Consider the following 24753-nt stretch of genomic DNA (forward strand, 5'->3'; position numbering starts at 1 on the left):
GCGTCGGCCTTCAACCGTACAGATACTGCGGCAGCCAAAGCGTCAGCCCCGGCCAGATGTACATGAACACCATGCACAGGATCACGATCAGCATGTACGGCATCATCCCCGCGAAGATCTGGTTGATCGTCACGTGCGGTGGCGACACTCCCTTCAGGTAGAAGGCCGACATCGCCACCGGCGGCGAGAGGAATGCCGCCTGCAGGTTCACGAACACCAGCACGCCGAACAGCAGCGGGTCGATCTGGAAGTGCGCGAGCAGCGGCAGGAAGATGGGCACGAAGATCACGATGATCTCGGTCCACTCCAGCGGCCAGCCCAGCACGAAGATGATCGCCTGCGACAGCAGCAGAAACTGCAGCGGCGTGAGGTTCATGCCCATCACCCACTCTTCGATGATGCGCTGGCCGCCCAGCAGCGCGAACACCGCCGAGAAAAGCGCCGAGCCCACGAACAGCCAGCAGACCATCGACGTGGTCTTGAGCGTGAGGAACACGGCCTCCTTGGTCTTCTTGAAGTCGAGCGTGCCGGCCTGCCATGCCATGAGAAAGGCGCCGGCCGCACCGACCGCGGCTGACTCCGTGGCGGTGGTGATGCCGAACAAGATCACGCCCAGCACCACCAGCGTCAGCGTGGCCAGCGGCATTACCGACGACACCAGCATGCGCAGGATCTCGAATTGCTCCGCGTCCATGCGCCAGTAGTACCAGGAGAGCAGTGCGAGCGTGAAGAGACTGGCCAGCAGGAAGCCTGTGTAGAAGGCTTCGGGCACTGCGGCGGTCTTCGGTGCATCGACGGCTTCGCCTAGTTGTTGCAGGCCACCTTCCGCGGCAGGCGGCGCTGAAGGGGCCTCGCTGCCGGGTGGTTCCTCGACGCCGCCGGGAGGCTCCTGCAGGCCGCCTTCCGATGCGGACTCTTTCGGCTCGTCGGACGTGGGTGGTTCAGCGAGCCCGGTGCCGGAGGCCTCGGGCGATGCAGCAGCGGCCGGGGCTTCGGCCTTCTGCGTCGCCTGTTGCTCCGCGACCGTCGGTGCGTTGTTGTCCTTCTGCGAGTAGATCGTCACGTACCACCACACCGAGCCCAGCGTCGCAACTGCGAGCGCCAGCGGCACCAGCGCATTCAGCAGGCTGCGCAGCAGCAGCCACCAGGTGATGCGCACGCCTTCCGCCGCACCGCGCATGGCGCGCGCGGGCGACACCACGGCCGCGAACAGCGCCGGCAGCATGCGCGGCGAATAGCTCGCCGCAATGTGCGCAACCCACGGCGTGACCGGCGCGCGCTGCTGGTCGGGCGGCAGCTTGGGCGCCACTTTCGGCTGCAGCACGGCCCAGCCGATCACGTAGAGCAGGTAGAGAAATGCGAGGAAGAAGCCGGGGAACATGGCAGCCGCATAGAGCTTGACCACCGACTGCCCGGCCACTGCCGCATACACGATGATCATCACCGAGGGCGGAATGAGAATGCCGAGCGTGCCGCCCGCGGTGATCACGCCAGCCGCCAGCCGCGTGTCGTAGCCCGCGTTGAGCATCGGCCGCATCGCGATCACGCCCATCAGCACCACCACCGCGCCGACCAGGCCGCTGGCGATGCCCCAGAAGGTGCAGACGATCAGCGTGGTCACCGCGAGAGAGCCGGGTACGCGACGGAATGCGAGCTGCACGCTGTGGAACATCTTGTCGACCAGCGCGCCGCGCTCCATCACGTAGCCCATCAGCACGAACAGAGGTATCGAGAGCAGCGTCTCGTTGGTCATGGCGCCGAAGGCGCGCTGCACCATCAGGTCGAAGACCTTGTTGTCGAGCCAGGGCGAGGCAGGGTCGTAGAAGGCGATGAAGCCGAAGAACATGCCCAGCCCCATCAGCGTGAACGCCGTGGGAAAGCCGAGCATGATCACGACCACGATCAGCCCAAGCATCAGGAGGCCGAGTGCGGGTTCGCTCATGCCGCACCTCCAGTCGTGTCGCTCTTGCGCTGCTGCGCGGCCTGCTCGATGGCCTTGGCCTTGTCGATCACCTCGCGCTTGTCGGCTTCATCGACGTAGCTGCTGCCGGCGAGCTGCTCGCCGACCACGTCCATTTCTTCCGCGTCCTTCAGGCGGGGTGTCCACACGCCGGTCTTCAGGCACAGCGCGCAGCGCACCATCTCGGCGATGCCCTGCAGCAGCAGCACCGCGCCGGCCACGGGAATCACGAACTTGAACGGGTACACCGGGATCGGGTCGGCGTTGAAGGTCTGCTCGTGCATCGCCAGCGATTCGCCGAAGTAGGTCCAGCCCGACCAGGTGAGCGCCACCACGCCGGGCAGGAAGAAGAGCGCGAACAGCACGAGATCGAGCGCGGCCTGCGTGCGCGGCTTCATGCTGCCGTAGAAGAAGTCGCCGCGCACATGGCCGGCCTGTGAGAGCGTGTAGGCGCCGCCCATCATGAAGAGCGTGCCGTAGAGCATGTTGTTGGCGTCGAAGATCCAGGCGGTGGGCGCGTTGAGCGCATAGCGCTTGAACACCTCGCCGCACACCAGCAGCATCAGCGCCACGATGAGCCACGAGAAGGTCTTGCCCACGACCATGCTGAACCGGTCGACGGTGTGGAGGAAGCGTTGGATGGTCATGAAGGCACGGGAAAACAGCAAAGCACGCATCGGAAAGCCAGCCATCCGGAGCGTTCCGTGTGGCCGGCGCGAACTGTCACCGAGAGATTCTTCAGGCCTTCTTTTTACTGAAGTAGTGGTTGTAGGCCATCTTGAAATCGACGCCGTAGTCGTTCTGCCACTGCAGCGCACGCTCTGCGAACACGCGCTGCGACTCCAGCACCTTCTTGAACAGCGGGTTCTCCTCGGCCTTCTTCGCCACGGTCTTGTCCCAGGCCGCGAGCTGCGCGCGCAGCACTGCGTCAGGCGTCTTGTAGAACTTGATGCCGGCCTTCTTCATGTCGGCGTAGTCCTGCGAGTTGCGCTGCACCGCCTTCCAGCTCATGTCGGCGCTCGCGGCCTGCACCGCGTAGTCGATGATCGAGCGCAGCTCCTGCGACAGCGCGCTGTACTTGCCCTTGTTGAACAGCACCTCGAACTGCTCGCCCGACTGGTGGAAGCTCTGCAGCATGCAGTTCTTCACCACGTCGGGGAAGCCCAGCGTGCGGTCGCTCGACGCGTTGTTGAACTCGGCCGCGTCGATCAGCCCGCGGTCCAGCGCGGGCACGATCTCGCCGCCGGGCAGCGGGTTCACCGCCGTGCCCATCTCGGTGAACATGTCGACCGCCAACCCGACGGTGCGGAACTTCAGGCCCTTCATGTCCTCGACCTTGGCCACCGGCTTCTTGAACCAGCCCAGCGGCTGCGTGGGCATCGGGCCGTAGAGGTACGACACCACTTCCATGTTCAGGCTCTTGTAGATCTCGTCGAGCAGCGCCTTGCCGCCGCCGTAGTTGTGCCAGGCCAGCACGGTGTTGGCATCCATGCCGAAGCCCGGGCCCGAGCCCCACAGCGCGAGCGCCGAGTTCTTGCCGTAGTGGTAGGCCACCACGCCATGGCCGCCGTCGAGCGTGCCCTTGTTCACCGCCTCCAGCAGCTGGAAGGCGGGCACCACGGCGCCCGAGGGCAGCACTTCGATCTTGAGGCGCCCGCCAGCCATGTCATTGACCTTCTTGGCGAAGTCATTGGCGTACTCGTGGAAGATGTCCTTGGCGGGCCAGGTGCTCTGGAAGCGCAAGGATGTGGTCTGAGCCACGCTGACCATCGGCACCGACATGGCGCCTGCGGCCACGGCTGCACCCTTGAGGAGGTTGCGGCGGCGGGGTGATTTGCTGTCTGTCATGTTGTCTCTCTCCAAACAAGTTCTGATGACGAAGAAACCCTGCCCGCCCCTTGGAGTTATGTTTGGCAGGTCCAAGCCGCATCTTTGGCGCGCAGGAAAACGTGACAAACAGGGTTTTCACGAACTGGTGAAAAATTCCACCATCCGGCGAGGGCATCGGGCAACGTAAAGACGGCCGCTGCCTGGGAAGTAACCCTATTCATTTGAAGGACGCAGAGAAATGACTGAACCAGTTGGGGAAAAAGGCTATGCCGGCGACGTGACGCCCGAGCAGGCCGCGCAGTGGGTGGCCAGCGGCGAGGCCGTGTTGGTCGACGTGCGCACCGACGCCGAACGCGAATGGGTCGGCTACGTGCCCGGCGCCGTGCCTCTGGCCTGGAAGCAATGGCCGGGCATGGCGATGAACGCCGCGTTCGACGACGGCATCCGCGCCGCCGCCGAAGGCAAGAAGAAGCTGGTGCTGCTGTGCCGCAGCGGCGTGCGCTCCATCTCCGCCGCCAAGCGCGCGACGGAACTGGGTGTTGAGGCCTACAACATCCTCGAAGGCTTCGAGGGGAACCCGGACGAGCAGGGGCATCGTGGGCAGATTGGCGGCTGGCGCAAGCGTGGGCTGCCCTGGAAGCAGAACTAGGGATTCCTGTTCGGGGCGCGCTCACGCCGACGGGGTACCTTGCTCCGCGAATGTCCCCCGGCCTTCGGCCTCCTCCTTTATTTCGCTGCGCAAGGCACCCCATCGGCGTGAGCGTTCAGAGCACTGGTTGATCGGCCAGCACCGCAGCCGCGCCCATGTGCGAATGGCACCGGGTGCTCCCCGTAGCGAAATAAAGGAGGAGGCCGAAGGCCGGGGGACATTCGCGGAGGGGAGTACCCGGTGTCATTCGCACGCACCCCGGAAAGAAACAAAAAAGGCCCACCGAAATCGGTAGGCCTTTTGCCGATCGAAGAACGAAAGATCAGCTCAGCGCAGGAATGCGCAACTTCTGCCCCGGATAGATCTTGTCCGGGTGCGTCAGCATCGGCTTGTTGGCCTCGAAGATCGCGTTGTATTTGTTGGCATCGCCGTAGTACTTCTTCGAGATGGCCGACAGCGTGTCGCCCCTTACCACGTCGTGGTACTGCGCGGGCGGCGCGGCCGGAGCGACGAGGTTGTTCTCGACACTTGTCACATTGGCAACGTTGCCAGCGGCCAGCGAGGCTTTCTCGCTGGCTTCCTGCGAGGGCGCCTGGCCGGCGAGGGTGACCACGCCGCTGCTGGCCGTGTAGGTAACCTCGAGGCCCGTGAGGCCGAGGTTCTGCGTCTCGATGTAGGTCTTGATGGCTGCTGCCGCCGCAGCATTGGCGTCGGGCGTGGCGGCCTGCGCCGACGATCCGCCGAACAGTTTCTCGCCCGCCTCCTTGATGAAACTCAGCAATCCCATGGCTTTCTCCTTGTGCGGTGGTGGATGGAATTGGCGAATGTAGCGGCGGAACACCGAGGGCCGGCGTAGGCCCATGCCGCGTGTGTCAGCGACGCGCCAGCAGGAATAGACACAAAGTCGCAATAATCCCGCGCATGTCATCCCCCTTCCTCGCCATCGACATCGGCAACACCCGCCTCAAATGGGCGCTCTACGACTCGGCCCGCCCCGGCGCCGCGTTGCAGGCGCAGGGCGCCGAATTCCTCGACCACATCGAACGGCTGGCCGACGGCCCCTGGGCCGACCTGCCTTCGCCCGGCTCCATGCTGGGCTGCGTGGTGGCCGGCGACGCGGTGCGGCGGCGCGCCGAAGAACAGATCGTCGAGCGCTTCGACTGCACTCCCCGCTGGGTGATGCCCAGCGCTGGCGAGGCCGGCATCGTCAACGGCTACGACCATCCCACGCGCCTGGGCGCCGACCGCTTCGTGGCGATGATCGGCGCGCGCCACCGCATGCTGGCCGAGAGACCCGGGCAGCCGCCGCGGCCGATGGTGGTGGTGCTGATCGGCACGGCCGTGACCGTCGAGGCGATCGACACCGAAGGCAAGTTCCTTGGCGGCCTGATCCTGCCGGGCCACGGCATCATGCTGCGCGCGCTGGAGTCGGGCACGGCGGGGCTGCACGTGCCCACCGGCGAAGTGCGCGAATTTCCCACCAACACCAGCGATGCGCTCACCAGCGGCGGCACCTACGCCATTGCCGGCGCGGTCGAACGCATGGTGCAGCACGTGCGCTCGCACTGCGGCATGGAGCCGGCCTGCTACATGACCGGCGGTGCGGGCTGGAAGATGGCGCCCGTCATGAACGGGCACTTCGAGCTGGTCGAGAGCCTGATCATGGACGGCCTCCTGGTCATTGCCCGCGAGCGGGCATCGGCCTGAGCTTCAGGGGCGCATCAGCGCCTCGGCCATCGCCTGGAACGCGGGCAGCGTCAGCGGATCGTTCGCGCCGTTGGCCGCTACCGGGTGCGCCGCATAGCGAACGATCACCATCTCGGCCTTCGGGTCCACATAGATGCTCTGGCCGTGGATGCCGCGCGCCATGTATGCACCGTGCGGGTTGTGCGACACCCACCACATGTCGCGGTACGACCAGCCCTTGAGCAGCGGATAGCCGGCCTTCACGAACTTCGCCGGGTCGCCGCCGCGCTGGATGTCTTCCACCACCGCCTTCGGAATGGCCTGCTGCCCGTTGGGTGCACGGCCGCCGTTGCGCATGGTCTCGCCGAAGCGCGCGAGGTCGCGCAGCACGGTGTTGAAGCCACCGCCGCCCGACTCGGTGCCGATGCGGTCGACCATGAAGTAGGCGTCCTGCTCGGCGCCGATGCGGCGCCAGATCTTCTCGCTCAGCAGATCGGCCAGCGACTGGTTGCTGGCGCGGCGCACGATCCAGGCCAGCACCTCGGCGTTGACGGTCTTGTAGGCGAACGCGTCACCGTGCTCGCCTTCCTTCTTCAGCGTGACCAGGAATTCGTAGAACGACTTGGGGCCGGTGTAGTTCTGGCCCTGGGTGAGCATGCCGCCGGCACGGGCGTAGTCCCAGATCTCGGCCTTGGGGTCGGCGTAGTTCTCGGAGTAGTGCACGCCCACGGTCATGTCCATCACCTGGCGCACGGTGGCGTCGCCGTAGGCCGTGTCCTTGAGCTCGGGGATGTACTTGGTGACGGGCGCGGCCGGGTCCAGCTTGCCCTCGTCAGCGAGGATGGCCGCCAGCGTGCCCACGAAGGACTTGGTGACCGACATCGCGATGTGCGGACGCTCGGCCGTGAGCGCGCCGAAGTACTTCTCGTAGACCACCTTGCCGCGGTGCAGCACCAGGATGCCGTCGGTGTAGGTGCCGGAGATCATCTGGGCGAAGTTGAGCGTCTGGTCGCTGCCCAGGGGTTTGAACGTGACGGCCTCGATCTGGACCGGCGAGGTGCCCGACGGCAGCGGGCTGGCCGCGCCGTTGCCGCGCCACACGTTGGCGGTGGGCACCGTCTCGCGCACGTGCGAGAAGCTCCAGCGCGTGCGCGGAAACACGCCGCCGGCCGGGTTGTCGAAGGTGATGAGCTTGTCGGGCGCGGGCGGGAAGCCCTTCATCCAGCCCAGCGCGTCGACCGAGGTGGCCGCGGGGTCTGGCAGCGCGGGGGGCGTGGGCGTCTGGGCGGAGGTTGTGTTCACGGCGAGCAGGATGAAGGCGGCGGCAAGCGCCGTGCGAATGAAGAGGGACATGTTGTTGTTCTGGATGAAGAAGGGGATCAACGGCCGCTGAACCGCGCCGGGCGGCGCTCGATGAAGGAGCGCACGCCCTCGGCGGCATCCTCGCTGTTCGACAGGCGCTTCTGCGTCTCGATGAACTCCGACACCGCTGCCAGCGGCCCCTGCTCGACCGCCTTGATCACATTGAGCCGCGTGGCCACCACCGCCAGCGGTGCCTGTGCCGCGATGCGCTGCGCAATGGCCAGCGCCGCATCGAGCTCCTGCCCGGCCGGCACCACCTTCTGCACGAAGTTGAGGCGATAGGCCTCGGCGCTGTCGAACTCATCTGCCGTGAGCATGTGCAGCATCGCGTTGCCCACGCCCGCGCGCTCGGCCATGCGCAGCGTGGCGCCGCCCGTGGCCATGATGCCGCGCTGCACTTCCATCTGCGAGAAGCGGCAGTTGTCGGCCGCCACCACGATGTCGGCGCCCAGCATCAGCTCGATGCCCACCGTGAAGCAGATGCCTTTCACCGCCACCACCATCGGCTTGGTGCGGCGGCGGTAGTCGGGCAGGCCGAAGTCGTGCGGCTCCACCAGGCCGGCCGGAATGGCCTTCTCGCCGCGCTTCATGTACTCGGTGACCGCCGGCAGGTCGAGGCCCGCCGTGAAGTGGTCGCCGAAGGCGTGCAGCACGCCCACGCGCAGGTTCGGGTCGTCGTCGAGCCGGGTGTAGGCCTCGGCCAGCTGCTTGAACATCGGCGGCGTCCAGCCGTTGCGCTTGGCGGGGCGGTTGATGCCGATCAGCAGCACGTGGTCGAGCACCTGGGTGTCGATGCAGCCTTCTGCCGGTGGGGTGGTGGGGGTCGCAGTCATCGGTCTTGTCTCCATGTTGTTGTTATGGCTGCGCGGCTCAGTACGTGTACACGCCGCGGCCGGTCTTGCGGCCGAGCTGGCCGGCTGCCACCATTTCCTTCAGCAGCGGGCAGGGGCGGTACTTGGAATCGCCGAACTGCTCCAGGTACACCTCCATCACGGCCAGGCACACGTCCAGGCCGATCATGTCGGCCAGTGCCAGCGGGCCGATGGGCTGGTTGCAGCCCAGCTTCATGCCGGCATCGATGTCTTCCGCCGTGGCGATGCCCTCGGCCAGCACGAAGAAGGCCTCGTTGATCATCGGCACCAGGATGCGGTTGACCACGAAGCCCGGCGCGTTCTTCACCGTGATCGGCGACTTGCCGAGCGTCTCGGCCAGCGCCTTCACCGCGTCGTGCGTGGCGTCGCTCGTGAGGTAGCCGCGAATCAGCTCCACCAGCGCCATCATCGGCACCGGGTTGAAGAAGTGCATGCCGATGAAGCGGTCGGGGCGCGAGGTGGCGGCCGCCAGTTGCGTGATCGAGATCGACGAGGTGTTCGACGCGATGATCACCTCGGGCGCCAGCATGTCGTCGACCTGCTTGAGGATCTTGAGCTTGAGCGCGTGGTTCTCGGTGGCGGCCTCGATCACCAGCTGCGCGCTCTTCAGGTCTTCGTAGTTGGTCGAGCCCTGGATCAGCGCCAGCGCGGCGGTCTTCTGCTCGGTGGTGAGCTTTTCCTTCTTGATCAGGCGGTCGAGGCTGCCCGACACGGTGGCCAGGCCCTTGTCGACCGCCGCCTGGGCGATGTCGACCATCACCACCTTCACGCCGGCCACCGCGCAGGCCTGCGCGATGCCGTTGCCCATCGTTCCGGCGCCGATGATGCCGACAGTCTGGATAGCCATGAGAGAACTCCTTGAAGAAAACAAAAAGGGGGGTGCACGCAGCTGGCGCCACGGCAAAACATCGATTGTGAAGCAGCCCCGCAGCCGCGCCGTTGCCGTGTGCGACACCGGCGGCCCGCCGGTGGCTTACAGTGCGGCGTTGCTTTTCCCTGCTCGTTTTCCCGCTCTTTTCGACCCTCCGACCATGACCACCCTCGGCACCCCCCTTTCCCCCTCTGCAACCCGCGTGATGCTCCTGGGCTCCGGCGAACTAGGCAAGGAGGTGCTGATCGCCCTGCAGCGCCTCGGCGTCGAGACCATTGCCGTCGACCGCTATGAGAACGCCCCCGGCCAGCAGGTGGCGCACCACGCGCGCACCATCACCATGAGCGACCCCGAGCAGCTCAAAGCGCTGATCGAGGCCGAGAAGCCCACGCTGGTGGTGCCAGAGATCGAGGCCATCGCCACGCCCATGCTGCAGCAGCTCGAAGACGCCGGCGTGGTGCGCGTGATTCCCACGGCCCGCGCCGCCCGCCTGACGATGGACCGCGAAGGCATCCGCCGCCTGGCCGCCGAGACGCTGGGCGTGCCGACCAGCCCCTACAAGTTCTGCGACTCGCTGGCCGAGCTGCAAGCGGCCATCGACGGCGCGGACGGGAAAGGTATTGGCTACCCCTGCATCGTCAAGCCCGTGATGAGCAGCTCCGGCAAGGGCCAGAGCAAGATCGACGGCCCCGCCGACGTGCAGAAGGCCTGGGACTACGCCATGGCCGGCGGCCGCGTGAGCCATGGCCGCGTGATCGTCGAGGGCTTCATCGACTTCGACTACGAGATCACGCTGCTCACCGTGCGCGCCAAGGATGCCGGCGGTGCTGTGCAGACGCAGTTCTGCGACCCCATCGGCCACGTGCAGGTGAGCGGCGACTATGTGGAAAGCTGGCAGCCGCATCCCATGGCGCCCGCCGCGCTGCAGAAGGCCCAGCAGATCGCACAGGCCGTGACGGCCGACCTCGGTGGCCAAGGCCTCTTCGGCGTCGAGCTGTTCGTGAAGGGCGACGAGGTCTGGTTCAGCGAAGTCAGCCCGCGCCCGCACGACACCGGGATGGTCACCATGGCCACGCAGTGGCAGAACGAGTTCGAGCTGCATGCGCGCGCCATCCTCGGCCTGCCGGTCGACACCACGCTCAAGAGCCCGGGTGCCAGCGCGGTGATCTACGGCGGCGTGGATGCCACCGGCATCGCCTTCGACGGCGTGGCCGAGGCGCTGCAGGTGCCTGGCAGTGACATCCGCCTGTTCGGCAAGCCCGAGAGCTTCCTGAAGCGCCGCATGGGCGTGGCGCTGGTGCACGCGGCCGACACCGACACGGCCCGCAAGCTCGCCAAGGAAGCCGCCTCGCGCGTGAAGCCGCGCAAGGCATAGCCAGTTTTCGCAAGCCGCGCCGCAACGGCGCGGGCATGGTCGAGTGGTTCCACCGGAGACACCATGCTGCACCCCCAGGCTCGCGCCTTGCTCGACTTCATCGAGGCGCGCGGCATTCCGCCGACGCACACCCTGTCGCCCGCCGACGCGCGGACCTTCTACCGTGAACGCCGCGTCGCCACGCAGCCGCTGCCGGCCGAAGTGGCCGAGGTGCGCGACCTGGCCGCCGACGGCCCGCACGGCACCATCCCGGTGCGGCTCTACCGGCCACTCGGCTCTGGCGCAGGCCCGCTGCCGGTGCTGGTGTACTACCACGGCGGTGGCTGGGTCATCGGCGACCTCGACACGCACGACGTGCTGTGCCGCGAGCTGGCCAACGGCGCAGGCTGTGCGGTGGTCGCGGTCGACTACCGCATGGGCCCGGAGCACCGCTTTCCCGCCGCCGTCGACGACGTGCTGGCCGCTACCCGGTGGGTGCGCCGCGAGGCCGCGGCGCTGGGGCTCGATGCGAGCCGGCTCGCAGTCGGCGGCGACAGCGCCGGTGGCAACCTCGCGGCGGTGGTGTCGATCGCCGCGCGCGATGCCGGCGACCTGCCCATTGCCTTCCAGCTGCTGATCTACCCGGCCACCGACATGCGGCGCGGCCATGCCTCGCACCAGACGAACGGCCAGGGCTATCTGCTGACGGCAGACACCATCCGCTACTTCCACGACCACTACATCACCGACCCGGCGCACGACCTCGACTGGCGCGCCTCGCCGCTGTTGCACACCGACCTGTCGAAGCTGCCGCCCGCGCTGGTACTCACCGCCGGCTACGACCCGCTGCGCGACGAAGGGCTGGCCTATGCGGAGGCGCTCACGGCCGCGGGCAACCGCGCCATGTACGTGTGCTTCGAGCGTCAGATCCATGGCTTCGTGCCCATGGGCAAGGTGCTCGACGAGGCCAACACCGCAGTGGCGCTCTGCGCCGCCGAACTGCGCCGCGCACTGGCACCGGCCTAGGGAAAGTCCCCGCGCAAATCGATATCGCGCAGGCGGCTCGCGCCGCTACGATCCAGCCAACAAAGACGCCACCCCGCAGTGGCAGTCCACCGATGCAGGAGACAAACACCATGCAGCGAACGAGGACGACGCCGCCCGAGCGCGGCGCCGCACGGCAGGGGGAACGCCTGATGTGGCTCACGCCGCATCGCGTGTTCTATGCCGGCCTGCTCGGCGCCGCCGCCGAGCGCACGATGGGCGGGCACGGCGTGTACGTGTCGCCCGCCGGTGCGCCGCCCAACCGCATCCGCATCGGCGGCGGGGCGTGGATGACCGGTGAATTCATCGTGGTGCCGCCGCATGTGCTGCACCAGGTGGAGAGCGCGCATCCGCTGATCTTCAACCTGCTGATCGAGTCGGAGTCGGTCGATCCCGCGCGCATGCCGGCCTTCTTGCAGCACTGCGGCCCGGTCGAGGCACCGGCCTTCGTGCAGCGCTTGCGAGAGGCCCATGCGCACCTGCTGGCGGCCTCGGCGCGCGGCATGAGCTTCGAGGGCTTCGACTTCGATGCGATGTTCTTCGGCGAAGCGCTGGCGCCGCGCGCGCTCGATGCGCGCATCCGCAAGGTGGCCGACGCCATCAACGCCGACCCCGCCACGCCGATGTCGGCCGAGGAGTGCGCCGCCTCGGTGCACCTGTCTTTCTCGCGCTTCCTGCACTTGTTCAAGCAGGAAACGGGCATGGCCTTTCGCGCCTTCCGCGCATGGAAGCGTGCGCGCAGCCTGCTGCGCTACGTGCAACAGGGCAGCACGCTGACCGACATCGCGCTCGACACCGGCTACCCCGACTCGACGCACTTCAGCCACTCGATCCGCCAGGTCTACGGCCTCAAGCCCAGCGACATCGTGGCCGGCTCACGCCGCCTCGCGCTGCATGACGCGGCCGGCGGCTTCAGGCAGTAGGCGCGGCGCAGGGGCCCCATGCAGATCCTTCAACTCCTGCTGTCGGGCATTGCGCAAGGTTGCATCTACGGCCTGATCGCGCTGGGCTTCGTGCTGATCTACAAGGCCACCGAGACGGTGAGCTTCGCGCAGGGCGATCTGATGATGCTCGGTGCCTTCGGCGCGTTCGCCGGCATGTCGCTGTTCGGCATGCCGTTCTGGCTCGCGGCGATCTTCGCGGTGGTGGCGATGGCGGCCTTCGGTGTGCTGCTCGAACTGGTGGTGATACGGCCCATCCTCGGGCAGCCGCAGTTCTCCATCGTGATGCTGACCATCGGCATCGCCTACGTGGCGCGCGGGCTCATCACCATGGTGCCGGGCATCGGCACCGAAACCCACACGCTGGCCGTGCCTTACAAGGACCAGATCTGGAAGCTCGGTGAGCTGGTGGTCAACCTGGAGCAGCTGGCGATCATCATCGCCACGGCCATCCTGTGCGGGCTGCTGTTCGCGATGTTCCGCTACAGCAAGCTTGGCATCGCGATGCAGGCCTCGTCGCAGAACCAGCTGGCGGCCTACTACATGGGCATTCCGGTGAAGCGGCTCAACGGGCTGGTGTGGGGGCTCGCGGCAGCGGTCGCGGCCATTGCGGGCATGCTGCTGGCGCCCATCACCTTCGTGCACGCGAACATGGGCTTCATCGGGCTGAAGGCTTTTCCGGCGGCGGTGGTGGGGGGCTTCGGCAGCCTGCCGGGTGCCATCGTCGGCGGACTGGTGATCGGCATCGTCGAGTCGTTCGCGGGCTTCTACTTGCCCGACGGTTTCAAGGACACGGCGCCGTACATCGTGGTGCTGCTGATGCTCATGATCAAGCCGAACGGTCTGTTCGGCGAGAAGCTGCGCAAGAAGGTGTAAGTCTCATATGCGCTTCATCTTCAAGACCAGCTATGACCAGGACATCCGGCTCGCACGCCACGGTGGGCATGTGTTCTGGTATGGCTTGCTCATTGCGTTCCTCATCGTCGCGCCGTGGGTCATCGACGAGTACTGGCTGGCGCAGCTGACCTTCGTGCTGATCTACGGCATTGTCGGGTTGGGGCTGATGCTGCTGGCCGGCTTCACGGGGCAGTTTTCCATCGGGCATGCGGCGTTCCTCGGCACGGGTGCGTACACGCAGGGCGTGCTGACGAATCTCGGCGTGCCGTTTCCGCTGGCGCTGGTGGCTGCTGCTGCGTTGTCGGCGGCGGTGGGCGTGGTGGTCGCGCTGCCGGCGTTGCGCGTGAAGGGCATCTACCTCGGCATTGCGACGCTGTCGTTCGGCTTCATCGTCGAGGAGGTGTTCGCACGGTGGGAGAGCGTGACGGGCGGCAATGCGGGCTTGCACGTGAAGTCGCCGCAGCTCTTCGGCTGGTCGCTGGGCTCGGGCGACGGGTTCTACTTTCTGTGCCTGGTGGTGGCGGTGCTGAGCACGCTGGGCATCCTGAACCTGCTGCGCTCGCCGACGGGGCGGGCCTTCGTCGCGATTCGTGATTCGGAAATTTCGGCGCAGAGCATGGGCATTCACCTCGCGCGCTACAAGACGATGTCGTTCGCGATCTCGGCCGCGCTCGCGGGGCTGGGCGGGGCGTTGTATGCGCACAAGCTCAGCTTTATCTCGCCGGACCAGTTCAGCATCCTGCAGTCCATCGACCTGCTGCTGATGGTGGTGATCGGCGGGCTCGGTTCGGTGCACGGCGCGTTCCTGGGGGCGATCTTCCTGATCGCGATGCCGCAGCTGATCTCCATTGGCAAGGACTGGCTGCCGGCGGTCATCGGCCAGGCGCCGGGGTTGCAGGGTCTGGTGTATGGCGTGGTGCTGATCGCCTTCGTGCTGTTCGAGCCGCTGGGGCTGTACGGACGCTGGCTGAAGATCCGCACCTGGCTGCAGCTGTTTCCGTTCTACCGCAGGGGGCTGTTCAAGCGGCAGAAGTCGTTCACCAAGTCGGACCGGTTGCGATGAACGGCGACATTCTTCTCTCCGCGAAAGAGCTGAGCGTGCGCTTCGGCGGTGTGCTGGCGGTCAACAAGGTGAGCTTCGACGTGCGGCGTGGTGAGGTGTTCACGCTGATCGGCCCGAACGGTGCGGGCAAGACGACGGTGTTCAACCTGATCAGCCGCATCTACACGCCGACCACGGGCGAGATCACGTGGCATGGAGAGGAGGGCGGTCCGATTGCGCTGACGCAGCAGGCGCCGCATGCGATTGCTGCGCTGGGCATCGCGCGTACTTTCCAGAACATCGAGTTGTTCGAGCATGCGACGGTGTTGCACAACCTGCTGATCGGTCGCCACACGCACCGGCAGACGGGGTTCTGGAGCGAGGTGTTCTTCACGCCCGCTACCCGGCGCGCGGAGATTGCTGCGCGCGAGAAGGCGGAGCAGGTGATCGAGCTGCTGGATCTTCAGCACCATCGCGATTCGATGGTTGCGGGGCTGCCTTATGGCGTTCGCAAGGTGGTGGAACTGGCGCGTGCGTTGTGCACGGAGCCGAAGTTGCTGTTGCTCGATGAGCCGTCCTCCGGTCTGAATGTCGAAGAGACGGCGGACATGGCGTTCTGGATTCAGGACATTCAGCATGAGCTGGGGGTGTCTGTCTTGATGGTCGAGCATGACATGTCGCTTGTTTCCAAAGTTTCTGATCGCGTGCTGGCTATGAACATGGGCGAAGTGCTGACTACTGGGTCGCCTCGCGAGGTGCAGGCGGATTCGCGTGTTGTCGAGGCTTATCTTGGGACTGTGGATGACGTGAGCAGTTTGAGGAGGGCGGCGGCATGAGTGCTTCGTTCGCTACCTCCTTGGGGGCGCCCGGTATGCGGTGCGGCGCGGTCGCCCCCACTATGCCGGCCCTTCGGGCTCCCTTGCGGTGCTCGCCTTCCGCGGGGTCCCGCCCAAACTCGCTTCGCTCAAACAAGGGCGGGCCCTTGTCCGCGGAAAGCTGCGCTCCTCAGCGGCACAGAGGGGGCGCCCACACCGCACCGCACACCGGGCTTCGGCAAGGAGCCCATGCATGAGCGACGCAGTACTCCAACTCCTGAACGTGGAAAGCGCCTACGGCCCCATCAAGGCGATAAGAGGCGTGAGCCTGAAAGTCCGTCAGGGCGAAATAGCGACGGTGCTCGGCTCCAACGGCGCGGGCAAGACAACGATCCTCAAGACCATCTCCGGAATCATCGACCCCCGCAAGGGCAGCATCGAATTCCAGGGCAAGGACATCACCGCCAAGGATCCGGCCTACATCGTCCAGCAGGGACTGAGCCATGTGCCCGAGGGGCGCGAGGTGTTTCCGCTGCTGTCGGTGAAGGACAACCTGTTGATGGGCGCGTACACGCGGAAAGATCGCGACGGCGTGGCGCGCGACATGGAGACGGTCTACACCTACTTCCCCATCCTGCGCGAACGGGCCACGCAGGACGCGGGCCTGCTGTCGGGTGGCCAGCAACAGATGCTGGCCATCTCGCGCGCGATCATGGCCGCGCCGCATCTCATTCTTCTGGACGAGCCCAGCCTTGGCCTGAGCCCGAAGCTGACGAAGGAGATCTTCGAGATCGTCGTGCGCATCAACCGCGAGCGTGGCACCACGATCTTGCTGGTCGAGCAGAACGCCAACATGGCGCTCAACGCGGCCGACCATGGCTACGTGCTCGAGAACGGCCGCATCGTGATGGAAGACTCCTGCGAACGCCTGAGGGAGAAGGAAGACATCAAGGAGTTCTATCTCGGCGTGAAGGACGACGGCGTGCGCGGCGAGCGGCGCTGGAAGAAGAAAAAGACCTGGAGGTAGCCACCATGCAAGGACTCTGGGAACTCAACACCTTCGAACCCCGGCTCGACATCGTCGTGCCCGGCGACACCATTCCCGCGATGTTCTGGAATGCCGTGAAGCAGCGCGGCGACAACATCTGGATGCGGCAGAAGGAGCTGGGCATCTGGCGCAGCTGGAGCTGGCACCAGACGGCCGACGCGGTGCGCGAGATTGCGGCCGGGCTCCAGGCCATCGGCTTTGCGCCGGGCGAGTGCGCGTCGATTTTGTCGAACACCGTCATCGAATGGGTGCTCGCCGACCTGGCCGTGCTCAGCTGCGGTGGTGTGTCCAACGGCATCTATCCGACCGACGCGGCTTCGCAGGTGCACTATCTTTGCGAAGACTCGCGCACCACCGTGCTCTTCGTTGAAGACGACGAGCAACTCGACAAGGCGCTCGAGGTGCGCGCCGGCCTGCCGGGCCTGCGATGCGTGATCGTGTTCGACATGGAAGGCCTGCGCGACCTCGACGATGCGGCGGTGATGAGCCTCGACGCGCTGCGCACCCTCGGCCGCGCGCACCTGGCCGCAGACCCGCAGGCCGTCGAGCGCACGGTGGCCGCCTGCCGGCCCGAAGACCTCGCCATCCTCGTCTACACCTCGGGCACCACCGGCAAGCCCAAGGGCGCGATGCACAGCCATGCGGGGCTCGTGTACACCGCGCGCGGCTACAACACGCTCATCGCGCAGGACGAGAGGGACGAGCGCATGTGCTTCCTGCCGCTGTGCCACATCGCCGAGCGCATGGGCGGCGAGTACTTCGCGATGTACACCGGCTCGATCCTCAACTTTGTCGAGAACCCCGAGACGGTGCCCGAGAACGTGCGCGAGATCGCGCCCACCGTGTTCACGGCAGTGCCGCGTGTGTGGGAGAAGTTCTATTCGGGCGTGATGATCGCGCTGAAGGAGGCCAGCCCACTGCAGCAGGCCGCCTACAAGTGGAGCATTGGCGTGGGCGAGGAGATCGCCAATCGCGTGCTGGCGGGCGAAGACGTCGGCCCGGTGCTGAAGTTCAAGTTCAGGCTGGCGCGTGTGCTTGCTCTGGACAACGCGCGCAAGCTCATCGGCATTCACCGGTCGCGCTTCCTGGTGACGGGCGCGGCGCCCATTTCGCCCGAGCTGGTCAAGTGGTACCTCGCGCTCGGCGTGCCGATGCTGGAGGTGTGGGGCATGACGGAGTCGTGCGGCGCTTCTACCGCCGTGCCGGCCACGCGCATCAAGCCGGGCTCGATCGGGCCGGCCACGGGCTACAACGAGGTGCGCATCGACGCTGCCACCAGCGAAATCCTGGTGCGCGGCCCCAATGTCTTCATGGGTTACCTCAACCTGCCCGAGAAGACCGCCGAGACCATCGACGCCGAAGGCTGGCTGCACACCGGCGACGTGGGCGTGATGGACGAGGACGGGTATTTCCGCATCACCGACCGGATGAAAGACATCATCATCACGGCGGGTGGGAAGAACGTGACGCCGAGCGAGCTGGAGAACGAGCTCAAGTTCAGCCTCTACATCACCGATGCCGTGGTCATCGGCGACAAGAAGCCCTACCTCACGGTGATCGTCATGATCGACCAGGAGAACGTCGAGAAGTTTGCGCAGGACCACGACGTGCCGTTCAGCAACTACGAGAGCCTGACGCGCACGAAGGAAGTGCAGGATTTGATCCAGGGCGAGATCGATCGCGTCAACGCCAGGTTCGCGCGCGTCGAGCAGATCAAGAAGTTCTTTCTGCTCGAAACGCAGCTCAGCGCCGAGGACGAGGAGCTCACGCCCACGATGAAGCTCAAGCGCAAGCTGGTGCAGACCAAGTACGCCGAGCGCATAGAAGCCATGTACCGGTGATTCGTTTTTTCCGTCAACCCGAGGAGACAACCGCATGAAGCTCAAGACACTGACGACGCTGGCCGTGCTGGGCCTGATCGCGACGCTTGCGTCCGCTCAGCAGCAGGGCGTGAGCAAGGACGAGATCCGCATCGGCACCATCCAGGACCTGTCGGGTCCGCTCGCGGGCTTCGGCAAGCAGGCGCGCAACGGCATGCAGCTGCGGGTGGACGAACTCAACGAGCAGGGCAGCCTCAACGGCCGCAAGCTCAAGCTGTTCGTCGAAGACTCGGGCTACGACCCGAAGAAGGCGGTGCTGGCTGCGCAGAAGCTGGTGAACCAGGAAAAGATCTTCATCATGGCCGGCCACATCGGCACGGCGCAGAACATGGCGGCGATGCCGGTGCAGTTCGACAAGAACGTCGTCAACTTCATGCCCATTACCGCGGCGCGCGAAATGTACGAGCCGCTGAACCGGCTGAAGTATTCGTTCGCTGCCACCTACTACGACCAGATCCGCCTGGCCCTGCCGAAGATGATCAAGGACAAGGGCGCCAAGAAGGTCTGCACCATCTACCAGGACGACGAGTTCGGGCTCGAGGTGCAGCGCGGCGCAGAGGCGGGCCTGAAGGCCGCGGGCATGGAGCTGGCCGAGAAAACCTCGTTCAAGCGCGGCGCCACCGACTTCAGCTCGCAGGTCGCGAAGATGAAGGCCGCCAACTGCGACCTCGTGGTGCTCGGCACCATCATCCGCGAGACCATCGGCACCGTGGGCGAGTCGCGCAAGACCGGCTTCAACCCGACCTTCCTGGGCTCGAGCGCGTCCTACACCGACCTGATCCACAAGCTGGGCGGCAAGGCGATGGACGGCGTCTACGCCACCATGACGGTGCAGAACCCCTACACCGACGAGCAGTCGCAGCCGCTGCGTTTCTGGGCCAACAAATACAAGACCAAGTTCAACGAAGACCCGACGGTGTTCTCGGTGTACGGCTACGTGATCATCGATTCGTTCATCAAGGCGGCGACCAAGGCCGGCCCGAACCTCACGACCGACAGCTTCATCAAGGCCATGGACAGCATGACCTTCGAGCCCGACATGTTCGGCAGCCCCAAGAGCAGCTACACGGCCACCAAGCGCCTGGGCAACGACCAGTCACGCCTGTCGCAGATCAAAGACGGCAAGTGGGTCGTGGTCTCCGACTATGTGACACCATGACGGGACCATGCCCAATTACTGGTTGATGAAATCCGAGCCCGACGAGGTCTCGATCGACGATGCGCTCGCCGCGCCCGGCGCCACTGTGGCGTGGACCGGCGTGCGCAACTATCAGGCACGCAACTTCATGCGCGACGGCATGAAGGTCGGCGACGGCGTGCTGTTCTATCACTCGAGCTGCCCGGAGCCGGGCATTGCCGGCATTGCGCGAGTGGCCTCGGGCATCAAGCCCGATCCGACGCAGTTCGACGCGAAGTCGCCCTACTACGACGCAGGCTCGAAGAAGGACGACCCGCGCTGGCTGCTGGTCGACGTGCAGGCGGTGCGCAAGACGCGGCTGCTGGCGCTGCCCGAGTTGCGCGCCAGGCCCGAACTGGCCGAGCTGATCGTGCTGCGCAAGGGCAACCGGCTGTCGATTACGCCGGTAGAGTCGGCGCACTGGAAGATCATCGAGAAGATGCTGGCCTGAGCCGGCTGGCTTGATGCTCAGCCGATCTTGTTCAGGATCGGGAACAGCTTGCCCAGGCCGTCGGCCATCACCTCGACCGCGAGCGCGGCGAGGATCAACCCCATCAGCCGCGTCATGATGTTGATGCCGGTCTTGCCGAGCACACGCGCGATCGGCTGCGCGAGCGAGAAGGCCAGGGCGGTGGCCAGCGCCACCACCACGCCATAGCCCACCAGAATTGCAAGCTCCCACAGGTGCTGCGCCTTGTCGGCGTAGATGACCACGGTGGAGATGGTGGCCGGGCCGGTGAGCAGCGGAATGGTGAGCGGCACCACCGCGATCGACGCGCCCATCGACGCCTTCACCTCGGTGGCGCGCAGCTCCTCGACGTTGGTCTTGCTCTCGGCCGGCTGGGCGTTGAGCATCGACAGCGAGCTCATGAGCAGCAGCAGGCCGCCGCCAACCTGGAAGCTCGCGATGGAAATGCCGAAGAAGGACAGCAGCTGCAGGCCCAGCAGCGCGCTCACCGCGATGACCACGAACGCGCTGAAGGCCGACATGCGCACCGTGTGGCGGCGCTGCGCGTCGCTGTAGCCCTGCGTGTAGTGGATGAAGAAGGGCACGATGGCCAGCGGGTTGACGATGGCCACCAGCGTCACCAGCGGCTTGATCAGGTCCATGGAGGTGCTCATGGTCAGCGGCCTCCGGTGACGTCGAGCAGGGCCATGGTGGTGTAGCTGGCCTCCGGCGACAGCAGCCACAGGATGGCGCCGGCAATCTCGTCGGCGCTGCCGGTGCGCTGCATGGGTACGGTGGGCGCGAGGTCGGAGGCGCGGTCGGGCATGCCGCCGGAGGCGTGGATCTCGGTGTCGATCAGGCCGGGGCGCACCGCGTTGACGCGGATGCCTTCGGCGGCCACTTCCTTGGCCAGGCCGATGGTGAAGGTGTCGATGGCGCCCTTGCTGGCGGCGTAGTCGACGTACTGGTCGGGCGAACCCAGCCGCGCAGCGCCGCTGGAAATATTGACGATGGCGCCACCCGTGCCGCCGTACTTGGTGCTCATGCGCCGCACGGCCTCGCGCGCGCAGATGAAGCTGCCGATCACGTTGATGCGGAACATGCGCTCCAGCCGCGCCACGCTCATGTCGGCGACGCGCGCCTGCACGTCGACCACGCCGGCGTTGTTGACCAGCGCCGTGAGACGGCCGAACCTCGCGTCGACCTTCTGGAACATGGCTAGCACCTGCGCCTCGTCGCCCACATCGGCCTGCACCGCCATGGCGGCGCCGCCGTTTGCGCGGATGGTGCGCACCACCTCGTCGGCGGCCAGCGAATTGCTGGCGTAGTTGACGGCCACCGCATAGCCGCGCTGCGCGGCGAGCAGGGCGGTGGCGGCGCCGATGCCGCGGCCGCCGCCCGTGATCAAGAGCACCTGGTCCAAAACCTACCTCCTGCAGAGAAACTGCGTGTCAGTTAAAACCGTCGGCTTGGATTACATCATTGGGGCACGCGCATGAGCACCAGCAAGACGATTGACTACTACTTTGCGCCACAGAGCCCGTGGACCTATCTGGGGCATTCCCGCTTTGCGGCGATTGCTGCGGCCGCAGGCGCCACGGTGCGCGTGCGGCCCATCGACATGGGCAGCGTGTTTCCTGTGTCCGGCGGGCTGCCGCTGGGCAAGCGCGCGCCGCAGCGGCAGGCCTACCGGCTGGTCGACCTCGCGCGCTATTCGAGCTATCTCGGCCTGCCGCTGAACGTCAAGCCGAAGTTCTTCCCGGTGGCCAGCGACGACGCGGCGCGGGTCATCATCGCGGTCGACATGCACGACGGCACCGAGGCTGCCATGCGCATGTGCGAGGCGGTGTTCGCGGCCGTGTGGGTGCAGGAGCGCAACATCGGCGACCCGAAGGTGCTCGATTCGCTGATCGTCGAGTGCGGGCTGTCGCCCAAGCGTGGCGAGCAGTCGCTGAGCCAGGCGGTCCAGGAGCGCTACGAGGCCTACACGCAGGAGGCCATCGACATCCAGGTGTTCGGTGCGCCCAGCTACGTGATCGACGGCGAAATTTTCTGGGGGCAGGACCGTCTCGACTTCGTCGAACGGGCGCTGCGCCCATAACCCGGCACTTACTTATTTGCCATCAAGGAGCAAGACAACATGGGTCAATTCATCGATCTCAAGGCCAAGGACGGCTTCACCTTCCCCGCCTACGTGGCCGAACCGGCGGGCAAGCCGCGCGGCGCGGTGGTCGTGGTGCAGGAAATCTTTGGCGTGAACTCGCACATCCGCTCGGTGGCCGACGGCTATGCGGCCGAGGGCTACCTGGCCGTGGCGCCGTCGACCTTCCAGCGCGTCAAGCCGGACGTGGAACTGGGCTACTCGGACGACGACATGAAGAACGGCTTCGGCCTGAAGACCGCTGTCGAGGCGCTGCCGGCGCCGGGCGTGCTGCAGGACATCGAGGCGTCGATCGCCTACGCGTCGAAGGCTGGCAAGGTCGGCATCGTGGGCTACTGCTGGGGCGGCCTGCTGGTGTGGCGCTCGGCGGCGCTGCTGCCGGGCCTGGCTGCTGCCGCGCCTTACTACGGCGGCGGCATGACCTCGCCGGAAGAAACGGCGCGTCAGCCCAAGGTGCCGGTGCTCGCGCACTTCGGCAACCAGGATCACTGGATTCCGCTGGACACCATCGAGTCGTTCAAGAAGGCGCATCCGGAGGTGGAAGTGCATGTGTATCCGGTCGGCCACGGTTTCAACTGCGACCAGCGCGGCTCGTACAACGCCGACGCGGCCAAGCTGGCGCGCGAGCGCACGCTGGCGTTCTTCGCGAAGCATCTCGCCTGAGCCTGCGTTCGTCCTCCAATGAAAAAACCCGGCACTGCCGGGTTTTTTCATTTCATGAATGGCTCGGCTTGCGTGCCGTGGCGCCCGGGCCGACCCGGGTCTGAAGGAAGTCGAGCAGCGCGCGCAATGCAGCGCTGTTGTGGCGCCGTTGCAGGTAGGCGGCCGAAAACCACACGTCCTTGCGCGCGTAATCCTGCAGCACGGGCACCAGCTCGCCGTGGTCGAGGTGTGATTGCACGAGGATCGACGGCAGGTAGATCACGCCGAATCCATGCATGGCCACGCGGATCAGCGGCGCGCCTTCGGTGCAGTCCATGCGGCTTTTCACCGGTACGTCGATCGGCGTGCCGTTGTCGTCGAAGCGCCACGCCGGCTGCTGGCCCTGCGCCGAGAACGTGAGCGCGTCGTGGCCCGACAGGTCGCGCGGATGCTCGGGCTTGCCGTGCTTCTTCCAGTAGACCGGCGAGGCGCAGACCACCATGTTCATGAGCCGCAGCTTGCGCACGATCAGGTTCGCGTCCTCGATGGGGCCGCTGCGCAGTTCGACGTCGATGCCTTCCTCGGCGAGGTCGACGGCCCGGTTGGTCAGCTGCAGGCTGATCGTCACGTCGGGGTAGTAGCGCATGAAGTCGGCCAGCAGGTTCGGAAACTCGCCGCTGCCCATGCCGTGCGGGGCCGAGATGCGCAGCCGCCCGCCGGGCTGGCTGGCGCGGTCCTGCAGCTCGGACTGGGTCAGTTCGACCATCTCTAGCATCGGGGTGCTGCGGTCCAGCAGCAGCTGGCCGGCATCGGTGAGGCTCACGGAACGGGTGGAGCGGTTGAGAAGACGCACGCCGAAGCGGGTTTCCAGCTCGGCCACATACTTGCTGACAGTGGCCTTCGACATGTCGAGCCTCTTGGCTGCCTGGGAAAAACTGCCGTGCGAGGCGACTTCCCGGAAGGTTCTGATCAGATCGAGACTGTCCATGTGAATGAGTCCATTGTTTCCGTTTTGGGAACGCGATGGTTCGATTCTCCCGGGTTTTTCCTAACCAGCTTGGGCGACACTTCGGTTACTCGCCGACGTTGCCAGCCCGGTTGGACCGTTGGAAGGAACTGAAATGAAGACCCCGAACATCGTTGCCGCTGCCGTCCTGTTGCTGCTCGCCGCCTCCGGCGCGCAAGCGCAGGGTGCCCAACAGGGCTTCGAGCCGGTGCAGCCGCTCAGGGCCGTCACCAGTCGCAGCGATGTGGTGGCCGGCGCCGATGCCGCGGCGCGCGGTGGCAATGTCTACGGCGACGTCGTGGCGGCGCCGCTGGTCTTGCGGCCGAGTTCGCTCGACCGGGCGTCGGTCCGCGCCCAGGCCGTGGCTGCCGCCCACGCGCCGAACCAGAACCTGGACCGCCGCGCCTTCGTCAACAGCGAAGTGCCGCCGCAGTTCCAAGCCTCGCAGCGATAAGCCGGAAGTCTTCTCCTGCAAGGCCGGGCCGGTGCAAACCGGGCCCGGCTTTTTTCTGCTGGCATGCCTTGATGTCGGCATTGTTTCAATAGAGGAAACACCGTGTCTCTGAACAGAGTGTTTTGGCATGGCAGTTCGCCCGGAAACTCGCCGCACAGGCAAGCGAACCAGCAAGCCTGGTGGACGAACCATCCAACGAACATCCTAGGAGAACTGAATATGAAGACCTCGCAAATCCTCGCCGCTGCCGCCCTGACCCTGCTGGCTGCCGTTGGCGCCCAAGCCGAAACGTACCAAGGCGTGAACACCGCCGTCTCGACCAAGAGCCGTGACGAAGTCAACGCCGAAGCCGTGCGCGCCGCATCGGCTCCGAACCAGAACGTGACCCGCGGTTCGCGCGGCCCGGAAACGGTCGCCGTGTCGAAGGACCGCGCAATCGTCCAAGCCGAAGCCGTTCGCACCTCCTACGCTCCCGACCAGAACGTGACTGGCGGCTCGCGCGTCAACAGCCGCGTCATCTCGACCATGCAAAACCCGATGGACGCTCGCGTTCAGGCCGAGCAAGGTTCGGGCGCTGTCGCCAAGTAATTGAAGCGGTCCCTCGGGGCCGTCGA

Annotated in this window: 26 protein-coding genes; 16 read left to right on the plus strand and 10 right to left on the minus strand. The window is 66.0% G+C overall.

All coding sequences use genetic code 11. The features are described from left to right. Positions 1 to 10 precede the first annotated feature (10 nt). From BLV60_RS28665 to BLV60_RS28675, 3 genes are all read right to left on the minus strand, one after another. A complete protein-coding gene (locus tag BLV60_RS28665; protein WP_093058698.1) occupies positions 11 to 1942 on the minus strand; it encodes a TRAP transporter large permease in 1932 nt (643 codons plus the stop codon). Continuing rightward, positions 1939 to 2607 carry a TRAP transporter small permease subunit gene (locus BLV60_RS28670; protein WP_093058735.1) on the minus strand — a complete coding sequence of 223 codons (669 nt, stop codon included), beginning with the start codon at positions 2605 to 2607 and terminating at the stop codon, positions 1939 to 1941. Before BLV60_RS28670 ends, BLV60_RS28665 begins: the two co-directional genes overlap by 4 nt. A 91-nt stretch (positions 2608 to 2698) precedes the next feature. After that, positions 2699 to 3808 (minus strand): TRAP transporter substrate-binding protein, encoded by a 1110-nt coding sequence (locus BLV60_RS28675; protein WP_093058699.1) that lies wholly within the window; start codon positions 3806 to 3808, stop codon positions 2699 to 2701. Between the two features lie 220 nt (positions 3809 to 4028). On the opposite strand from BLV60_RS28675, the gene BLV60_RS28680 reads away from it, so the two are divergent. Beyond that, complete coding sequence (locus tag BLV60_RS28680; protein WP_093058700.1) at positions 4029 to 4439, plus strand: rhodanese-like domain-containing protein; 411 nt, start codon at positions 4029 to 4031, stop codon at positions 4437 to 4439. A gap of 322 nt (positions 4440 to 4761) precedes the next feature. Here the strand turns inward: BLV60_RS28680 and lysM are convergent, their stop codons facing one another. Continuing rightward, entirely contained in the window at positions 4762 to 5226 is a 465-nt protein-coding gene (gene lysM / locus BLV60_RS28685; protein ID WP_093058701.1) for a peptidoglycan-binding protein LysM, read from the minus strand. A 134-nt stretch (positions 5227 to 5360) separates the two neighbouring features. Here lysM and BLV60_RS28690 point away from each other — a divergent pair, with 134 nt between their 5' ends. Beyond that, positions 5361 to 6146, plus strand: a complete 786-nt coding sequence (locus tag BLV60_RS28690; RefSeq protein ID WP_093058702.1) for a type III pantothenate kinase — start codon at positions 5361 to 5363, stop codon at positions 6144 to 6146. A gap of 3 nt (positions 6147 to 6149) precedes the next feature. On the opposite strand, the gene BLV60_RS28695 is transcribed toward BLV60_RS28690, so the two are convergent. Genes BLV60_RS28695 through BLV60_RS28705 form a run of 3 tightly spaced genes read right to left on the minus strand, consistent with a single transcriptional unit; the run spans position 6150 to position 9206 of the window. Further along, positions 6150 to 7478, minus strand: a complete 1329-nt coding sequence (locus BLV60_RS28695; protein WP_093058736.1) for a serine hydrolase domain-containing protein — start codon at positions 7476 to 7478, stop codon at positions 6150 to 6152. A 26-nt stretch (positions 7479 to 7504) separates the two neighbouring features. Beyond that, the gene (locus tag BLV60_RS28700; protein ID WP_093058703.1) at positions 7505 to 8320 is read right to left on the minus strand and encodes a crotonase/enoyl-CoA hydratase family protein; all 816 of its coding nucleotides are present in this window, start codon (positions 8318 to 8320) and stop codon (positions 7505 to 7507) included. A 37-nt stretch (positions 8321 to 8357) separates the two neighbouring features. After that, positions 8358 to 9206, minus strand: coding sequence for a 3-hydroxybutyryl-CoA dehydrogenase (locus BLV60_RS28705; RefSeq protein ID WP_093058704.1), 849 nt, complete (start codon positions 9204 to 9206; stop codon positions 8358 to 8360). A gap of 184 nt (positions 9207 to 9390) precedes the next feature. Between BLV60_RS28705 and purT the strand changes: the two genes are divergently transcribed. The 10 genes from purT (at position 9391) to BLV60_RS28755 (ending at position 19879) form a co-directional block, all read left to right on the plus strand. Continuing rightward, positions 9391 to 10605 (plus strand): formate-dependent phosphoribosylglycinamide formyltransferase, encoded by a 1215-nt coding sequence (purT, locus tag BLV60_RS28710; RefSeq protein WP_093058705.1) that lies wholly within the window; start codon positions 9391 to 9393, stop codon positions 10603 to 10605. Positions 10606 to 10668: 63 nt separating this feature from the next. Next, positions 10669 to 11610 carry an alpha/beta hydrolase gene (locus tag BLV60_RS28715; RefSeq protein WP_093058706.1) on the plus strand — a complete coding sequence of 314 codons (942 nt, stop codon included), beginning with the start codon at positions 10669 to 10671 and terminating at the stop codon, positions 11608 to 11610. 110 nt (positions 11611 to 11720) lie between these two features. Then, the gene (locus BLV60_RS28720) at positions 11721 to 12551 is read left to right on the plus strand and encodes a helix-turn-helix domain-containing protein (protein WP_093058737.1); all 831 of its coding nucleotides are present in this window, start codon (positions 11721 to 11723) and stop codon (positions 12549 to 12551) included. Between the two features lie 18 nt (positions 12552 to 12569). Next, positions 12570 to 13445 (plus strand): branched-chain amino acid ABC transporter permease, encoded by an 876-nt coding sequence (locus BLV60_RS28725; protein WP_093058707.1) that lies wholly within the window; start codon positions 12570 to 12572, stop codon positions 13443 to 13445. 7 nt (positions 13446 to 13452) lie between these two features. Then, the gene (locus tag BLV60_RS28730) at positions 13453 to 14529 is read left to right on the plus strand and encodes a branched-chain amino acid ABC transporter permease (protein ID WP_093058708.1); all 1077 of its coding nucleotides are present in this window, start codon (positions 13453 to 13455) and stop codon (positions 14527 to 14529) included. Then, positions 14526 to 15344, plus strand: coding sequence for an ABC transporter ATP-binding protein (locus BLV60_RS28735; protein WP_093058709.1), 819 nt, complete (start codon positions 14526 to 14528; stop codon positions 15342 to 15344). Before BLV60_RS28730 ends, BLV60_RS28735 begins: the two co-directional genes overlap by 4 nt. 232 nt (positions 15345 to 15576) lie before the next feature. After that, positions 15577 to 16350: an ABC transporter ATP-binding protein gene (locus BLV60_RS28740; RefSeq protein ID WP_093058710.1), complete on the plus strand. Its 774-nt coding sequence runs from the start codon at positions 15577 to 15579 to the stop codon at positions 16348 to 16350. 5 nt (positions 16351 to 16355) lie between these two features. Next, entirely contained in the window at positions 16356 to 18212 is a 1857-nt protein-coding gene (locus tag BLV60_RS28745) for an AMP-dependent synthetase/ligase (protein ID WP_093058711.1), read from the plus strand. Between the two features lie 34 nt (positions 18213 to 18246). Continuing rightward, positions 18247 to 19410 carry an ABC transporter substrate-binding protein gene (locus BLV60_RS28750; protein ID WP_093058712.1) on the plus strand — a complete coding sequence of 388 codons (1164 nt, stop codon included), beginning with the start codon at positions 18247 to 18249 and terminating at the stop codon, positions 19408 to 19410. 7 nt (positions 19411 to 19417) lie between these two features. Further along, the gene (locus BLV60_RS28755; RefSeq protein WP_093058713.1) at positions 19418 to 19879 is read left to right on the plus strand and encodes an EVE domain-containing protein; all 462 of its coding nucleotides are present in this window, start codon (positions 19418 to 19420) and stop codon (positions 19877 to 19879) included. Positions 19880 to 19896: 17 nt separating this feature from the next. Here the strand turns inward: BLV60_RS28755 and BLV60_RS28760 are convergent, their stop codons facing one another. After that, complete coding sequence (locus tag BLV60_RS28760; RefSeq protein ID WP_093058714.1) at positions 19897 to 20550, minus strand: MarC family protein; 654 nt, start codon at positions 20548 to 20550, stop codon at positions 19897 to 19899. A gap of 2 nt (positions 20551 to 20552) precedes the next feature. Continuing rightward, positions 20553 to 21299, minus strand: a complete 747-nt coding sequence (locus BLV60_RS28765; RefSeq protein ID WP_093058715.1) for an SDR family oxidoreductase — start codon at positions 21297 to 21299, stop codon at positions 20553 to 20555. A gap of 72 nt (positions 21300 to 21371) precedes the next feature. On the opposite strand from BLV60_RS28765, the gene BLV60_RS28770 reads away from it, so the two are divergent. Both BLV60_RS28770 and BLV60_RS28775 read left to right on the plus strand, forming a co-directional pair. Further along, the gene (locus BLV60_RS28770; RefSeq protein WP_093058716.1) at positions 21372 to 21977 is read left to right on the plus strand and encodes a 2-hydroxychromene-2-carboxylate isomerase; all 606 of its coding nucleotides are present in this window, start codon (positions 21372 to 21374) and stop codon (positions 21975 to 21977) included. Positions 21978 to 22016: 39 nt separating this feature from the next. After that, positions 22017 to 22700, plus strand: a complete 684-nt coding sequence (locus tag BLV60_RS28775) for a dienelactone hydrolase family protein (RefSeq protein ID WP_093058717.1) — start codon at positions 22017 to 22019, stop codon at positions 22698 to 22700. A 52-nt stretch (positions 22701 to 22752) separates the two neighbouring features. On the opposite strand, the gene BLV60_RS28780 is transcribed toward BLV60_RS28775, so the two are convergent. Continuing rightward, positions 22753 to 23667, minus strand: coding sequence for a LysR family transcriptional regulator (locus BLV60_RS28780; protein ID WP_093058718.1), 915 nt, complete (start codon positions 23665 to 23667; stop codon positions 22753 to 22755). Between the two features lie 133 nt (positions 23668 to 23800). Between BLV60_RS28780 and BLV60_RS28785 the strand changes: the two genes are divergently transcribed. After that, entirely contained in the window at positions 23801 to 24139 is a 339-nt protein-coding gene (locus BLV60_RS28785; RefSeq protein WP_093058719.1) for an alpha/beta hydrolase, read from the plus strand. A 219-nt stretch (positions 24140 to 24358) separates the two neighbouring features. Further along, the gene (locus BLV60_RS28790) at positions 24359 to 24727 is read left to right on the plus strand and encodes a DUF4148 domain-containing protein (RefSeq protein WP_093058720.1); all 369 of its coding nucleotides are present in this window, start codon (positions 24359 to 24361) and stop codon (positions 24725 to 24727) included. Positions 24728 to 24753 lie beyond the last annotated feature (26 nt).

This window comes from Variovorax sp. YR634, assembly GCF_900106655.1.
GTDB lineage: Bacteria > Pseudomonadota > Gammaproteobacteria > Burkholderiales > Burkholderiaceae_C > Variovorax.

Bases quoted from the DNA above. Each gene is read 5' to 3' on its own strand.
- BLV60_RS28665 (WP_093058698.1), bottom strand. From the start codon at position 1,942: ATGAGCGAACCCGCACTCGGCCTCCTGATGCTTGGGCTGATCGTGGTC.
- BLV60_RS28670 (WP_093058735.1), bottom strand. From the start codon at position 2,607: ATGACCATCCAACGCTTCCTCCACACCGTCGACCGGTTCAGCATGGTC.
- BLV60_RS28675 (WP_093058699.1), bottom strand. From the start codon at position 3,808: ATGACAGACAGCAAATCACCCCGCCGCCGCAACCTCCTCAAGGGTGCA.
- BLV60_RS28680 (WP_093058700.1), top strand. From the start codon at position 4,029: ATGACTGAACCAGTTGGGGAAAAAGGCTATGCCGGCGACGTGACGCCC.
- lysM (WP_093058701.1), bottom strand. From the start codon at position 5,226: ATGGGATTGCTGAGTTTCATCAAGGAGGCGGGCGAGAAACTGTTCGGC.
- BLV60_RS28690 (WP_093058702.1), top strand. From the start codon at position 5,361: ATGTCATCCCCCTTCCTCGCCATCGACATCGGCAACACCCGCCTCAAA.
- BLV60_RS28695 (WP_093058736.1), bottom strand. From the start codon at position 7,478: ATGTCCCTCTTCATTCGCACGGCGCTTGCCGCCGCCTTCATCCTGCTC.
- BLV60_RS28700 (WP_093058703.1), bottom strand. From the start codon at position 8,320: ATGACTGCGACCCCCACCACCCCACCGGCAGAAGGCTGCATCGACACC.
- BLV60_RS28705 (WP_093058704.1), bottom strand. From the start codon at position 9,206: ATGGCTATCCAGACTGTCGGCATCATCGGCGCCGGAACGATGGGCAAC.
- purT (WP_093058705.1), top strand. From the start codon at position 9,391: ATGACCACCCTCGGCACCCCCCTTTCCCCCTCTGCAACCCGCGTGATG.
- BLV60_RS28715 (WP_093058706.1), top strand. From the start codon at position 10,669: ATGCTGCACCCCCAGGCTCGCGCCTTGCTCGACTTCATCGAGGCGCGC.
- BLV60_RS28720 (WP_093058737.1), top strand. From the start codon at position 11,721: ATGCAGCGAACGAGGACGACGCCGCCCGAGCGCGGCGCCGCACGGCAG.
- BLV60_RS28725 (WP_093058707.1), top strand. From the start codon at position 12,570: ATGCAGATCCTTCAACTCCTGCTGTCGGGCATTGCGCAAGGTTGCATC.
- BLV60_RS28730 (WP_093058708.1), top strand. From the start codon at position 13,453: ATGCGCTTCATCTTCAAGACCAGCTATGACCAGGACATCCGGCTCGCA.
- BLV60_RS28735 (WP_093058709.1), top strand. From the start codon at position 14,526: ATGAACGGCGACATTCTTCTCTCCGCGAAAGAGCTGAGCGTGCGCTTC.
- BLV60_RS28740 (WP_093058710.1), top strand. From the start codon at position 15,577: ATGAGCGACGCAGTACTCCAACTCCTGAACGTGGAAAGCGCCTACGGC.
- BLV60_RS28745 (WP_093058711.1), top strand. From the start codon at position 16,356: ATGCAAGGACTCTGGGAACTCAACACCTTCGAACCCCGGCTCGACATC.
- BLV60_RS28750 (WP_093058712.1), top strand. From the start codon at position 18,247: ATGAAGCTCAAGACACTGACGACGCTGGCCGTGCTGGGCCTGATCGCG.
- BLV60_RS28755 (WP_093058713.1), top strand. From the start codon at position 19,418: ATGCCCAATTACTGGTTGATGAAATCCGAGCCCGACGAGGTCTCGATC.
- BLV60_RS28760 (WP_093058714.1), bottom strand. From the start codon at position 20,550: ATGAGCACCTCCATGGACCTGATCAAGCCGCTGGTGACGCTGGTGGCC.
- BLV60_RS28770 (WP_093058716.1), top strand. From the start codon at position 21,372: ATGAGCACCAGCAAGACGATTGACTACTACTTTGCGCCACAGAGCCCG.
- BLV60_RS28775 (WP_093058717.1), top strand. From the start codon at position 22,017: ATGGGTCAATTCATCGATCTCAAGGCCAAGGACGGCTTCACCTTCCCC.
- BLV60_RS28780 (WP_093058718.1), bottom strand. From the start codon at position 23,667: ATGGACAGTCTCGATCTGATCAGAACCTTCCGGGAAGTCGCCTCGCAC.
- BLV60_RS28785 (WP_093058719.1), top strand. From the start codon at position 23,801: ATGAAGACCCCGAACATCGTTGCCGCTGCCGTCCTGTTGCTGCTCGCC.
- BLV60_RS28790 (WP_093058720.1), top strand. From the start codon at position 24,359: ATGAAGACCTCGCAAATCCTCGCCGCTGCCGCCCTGACCCTGCTGGCT.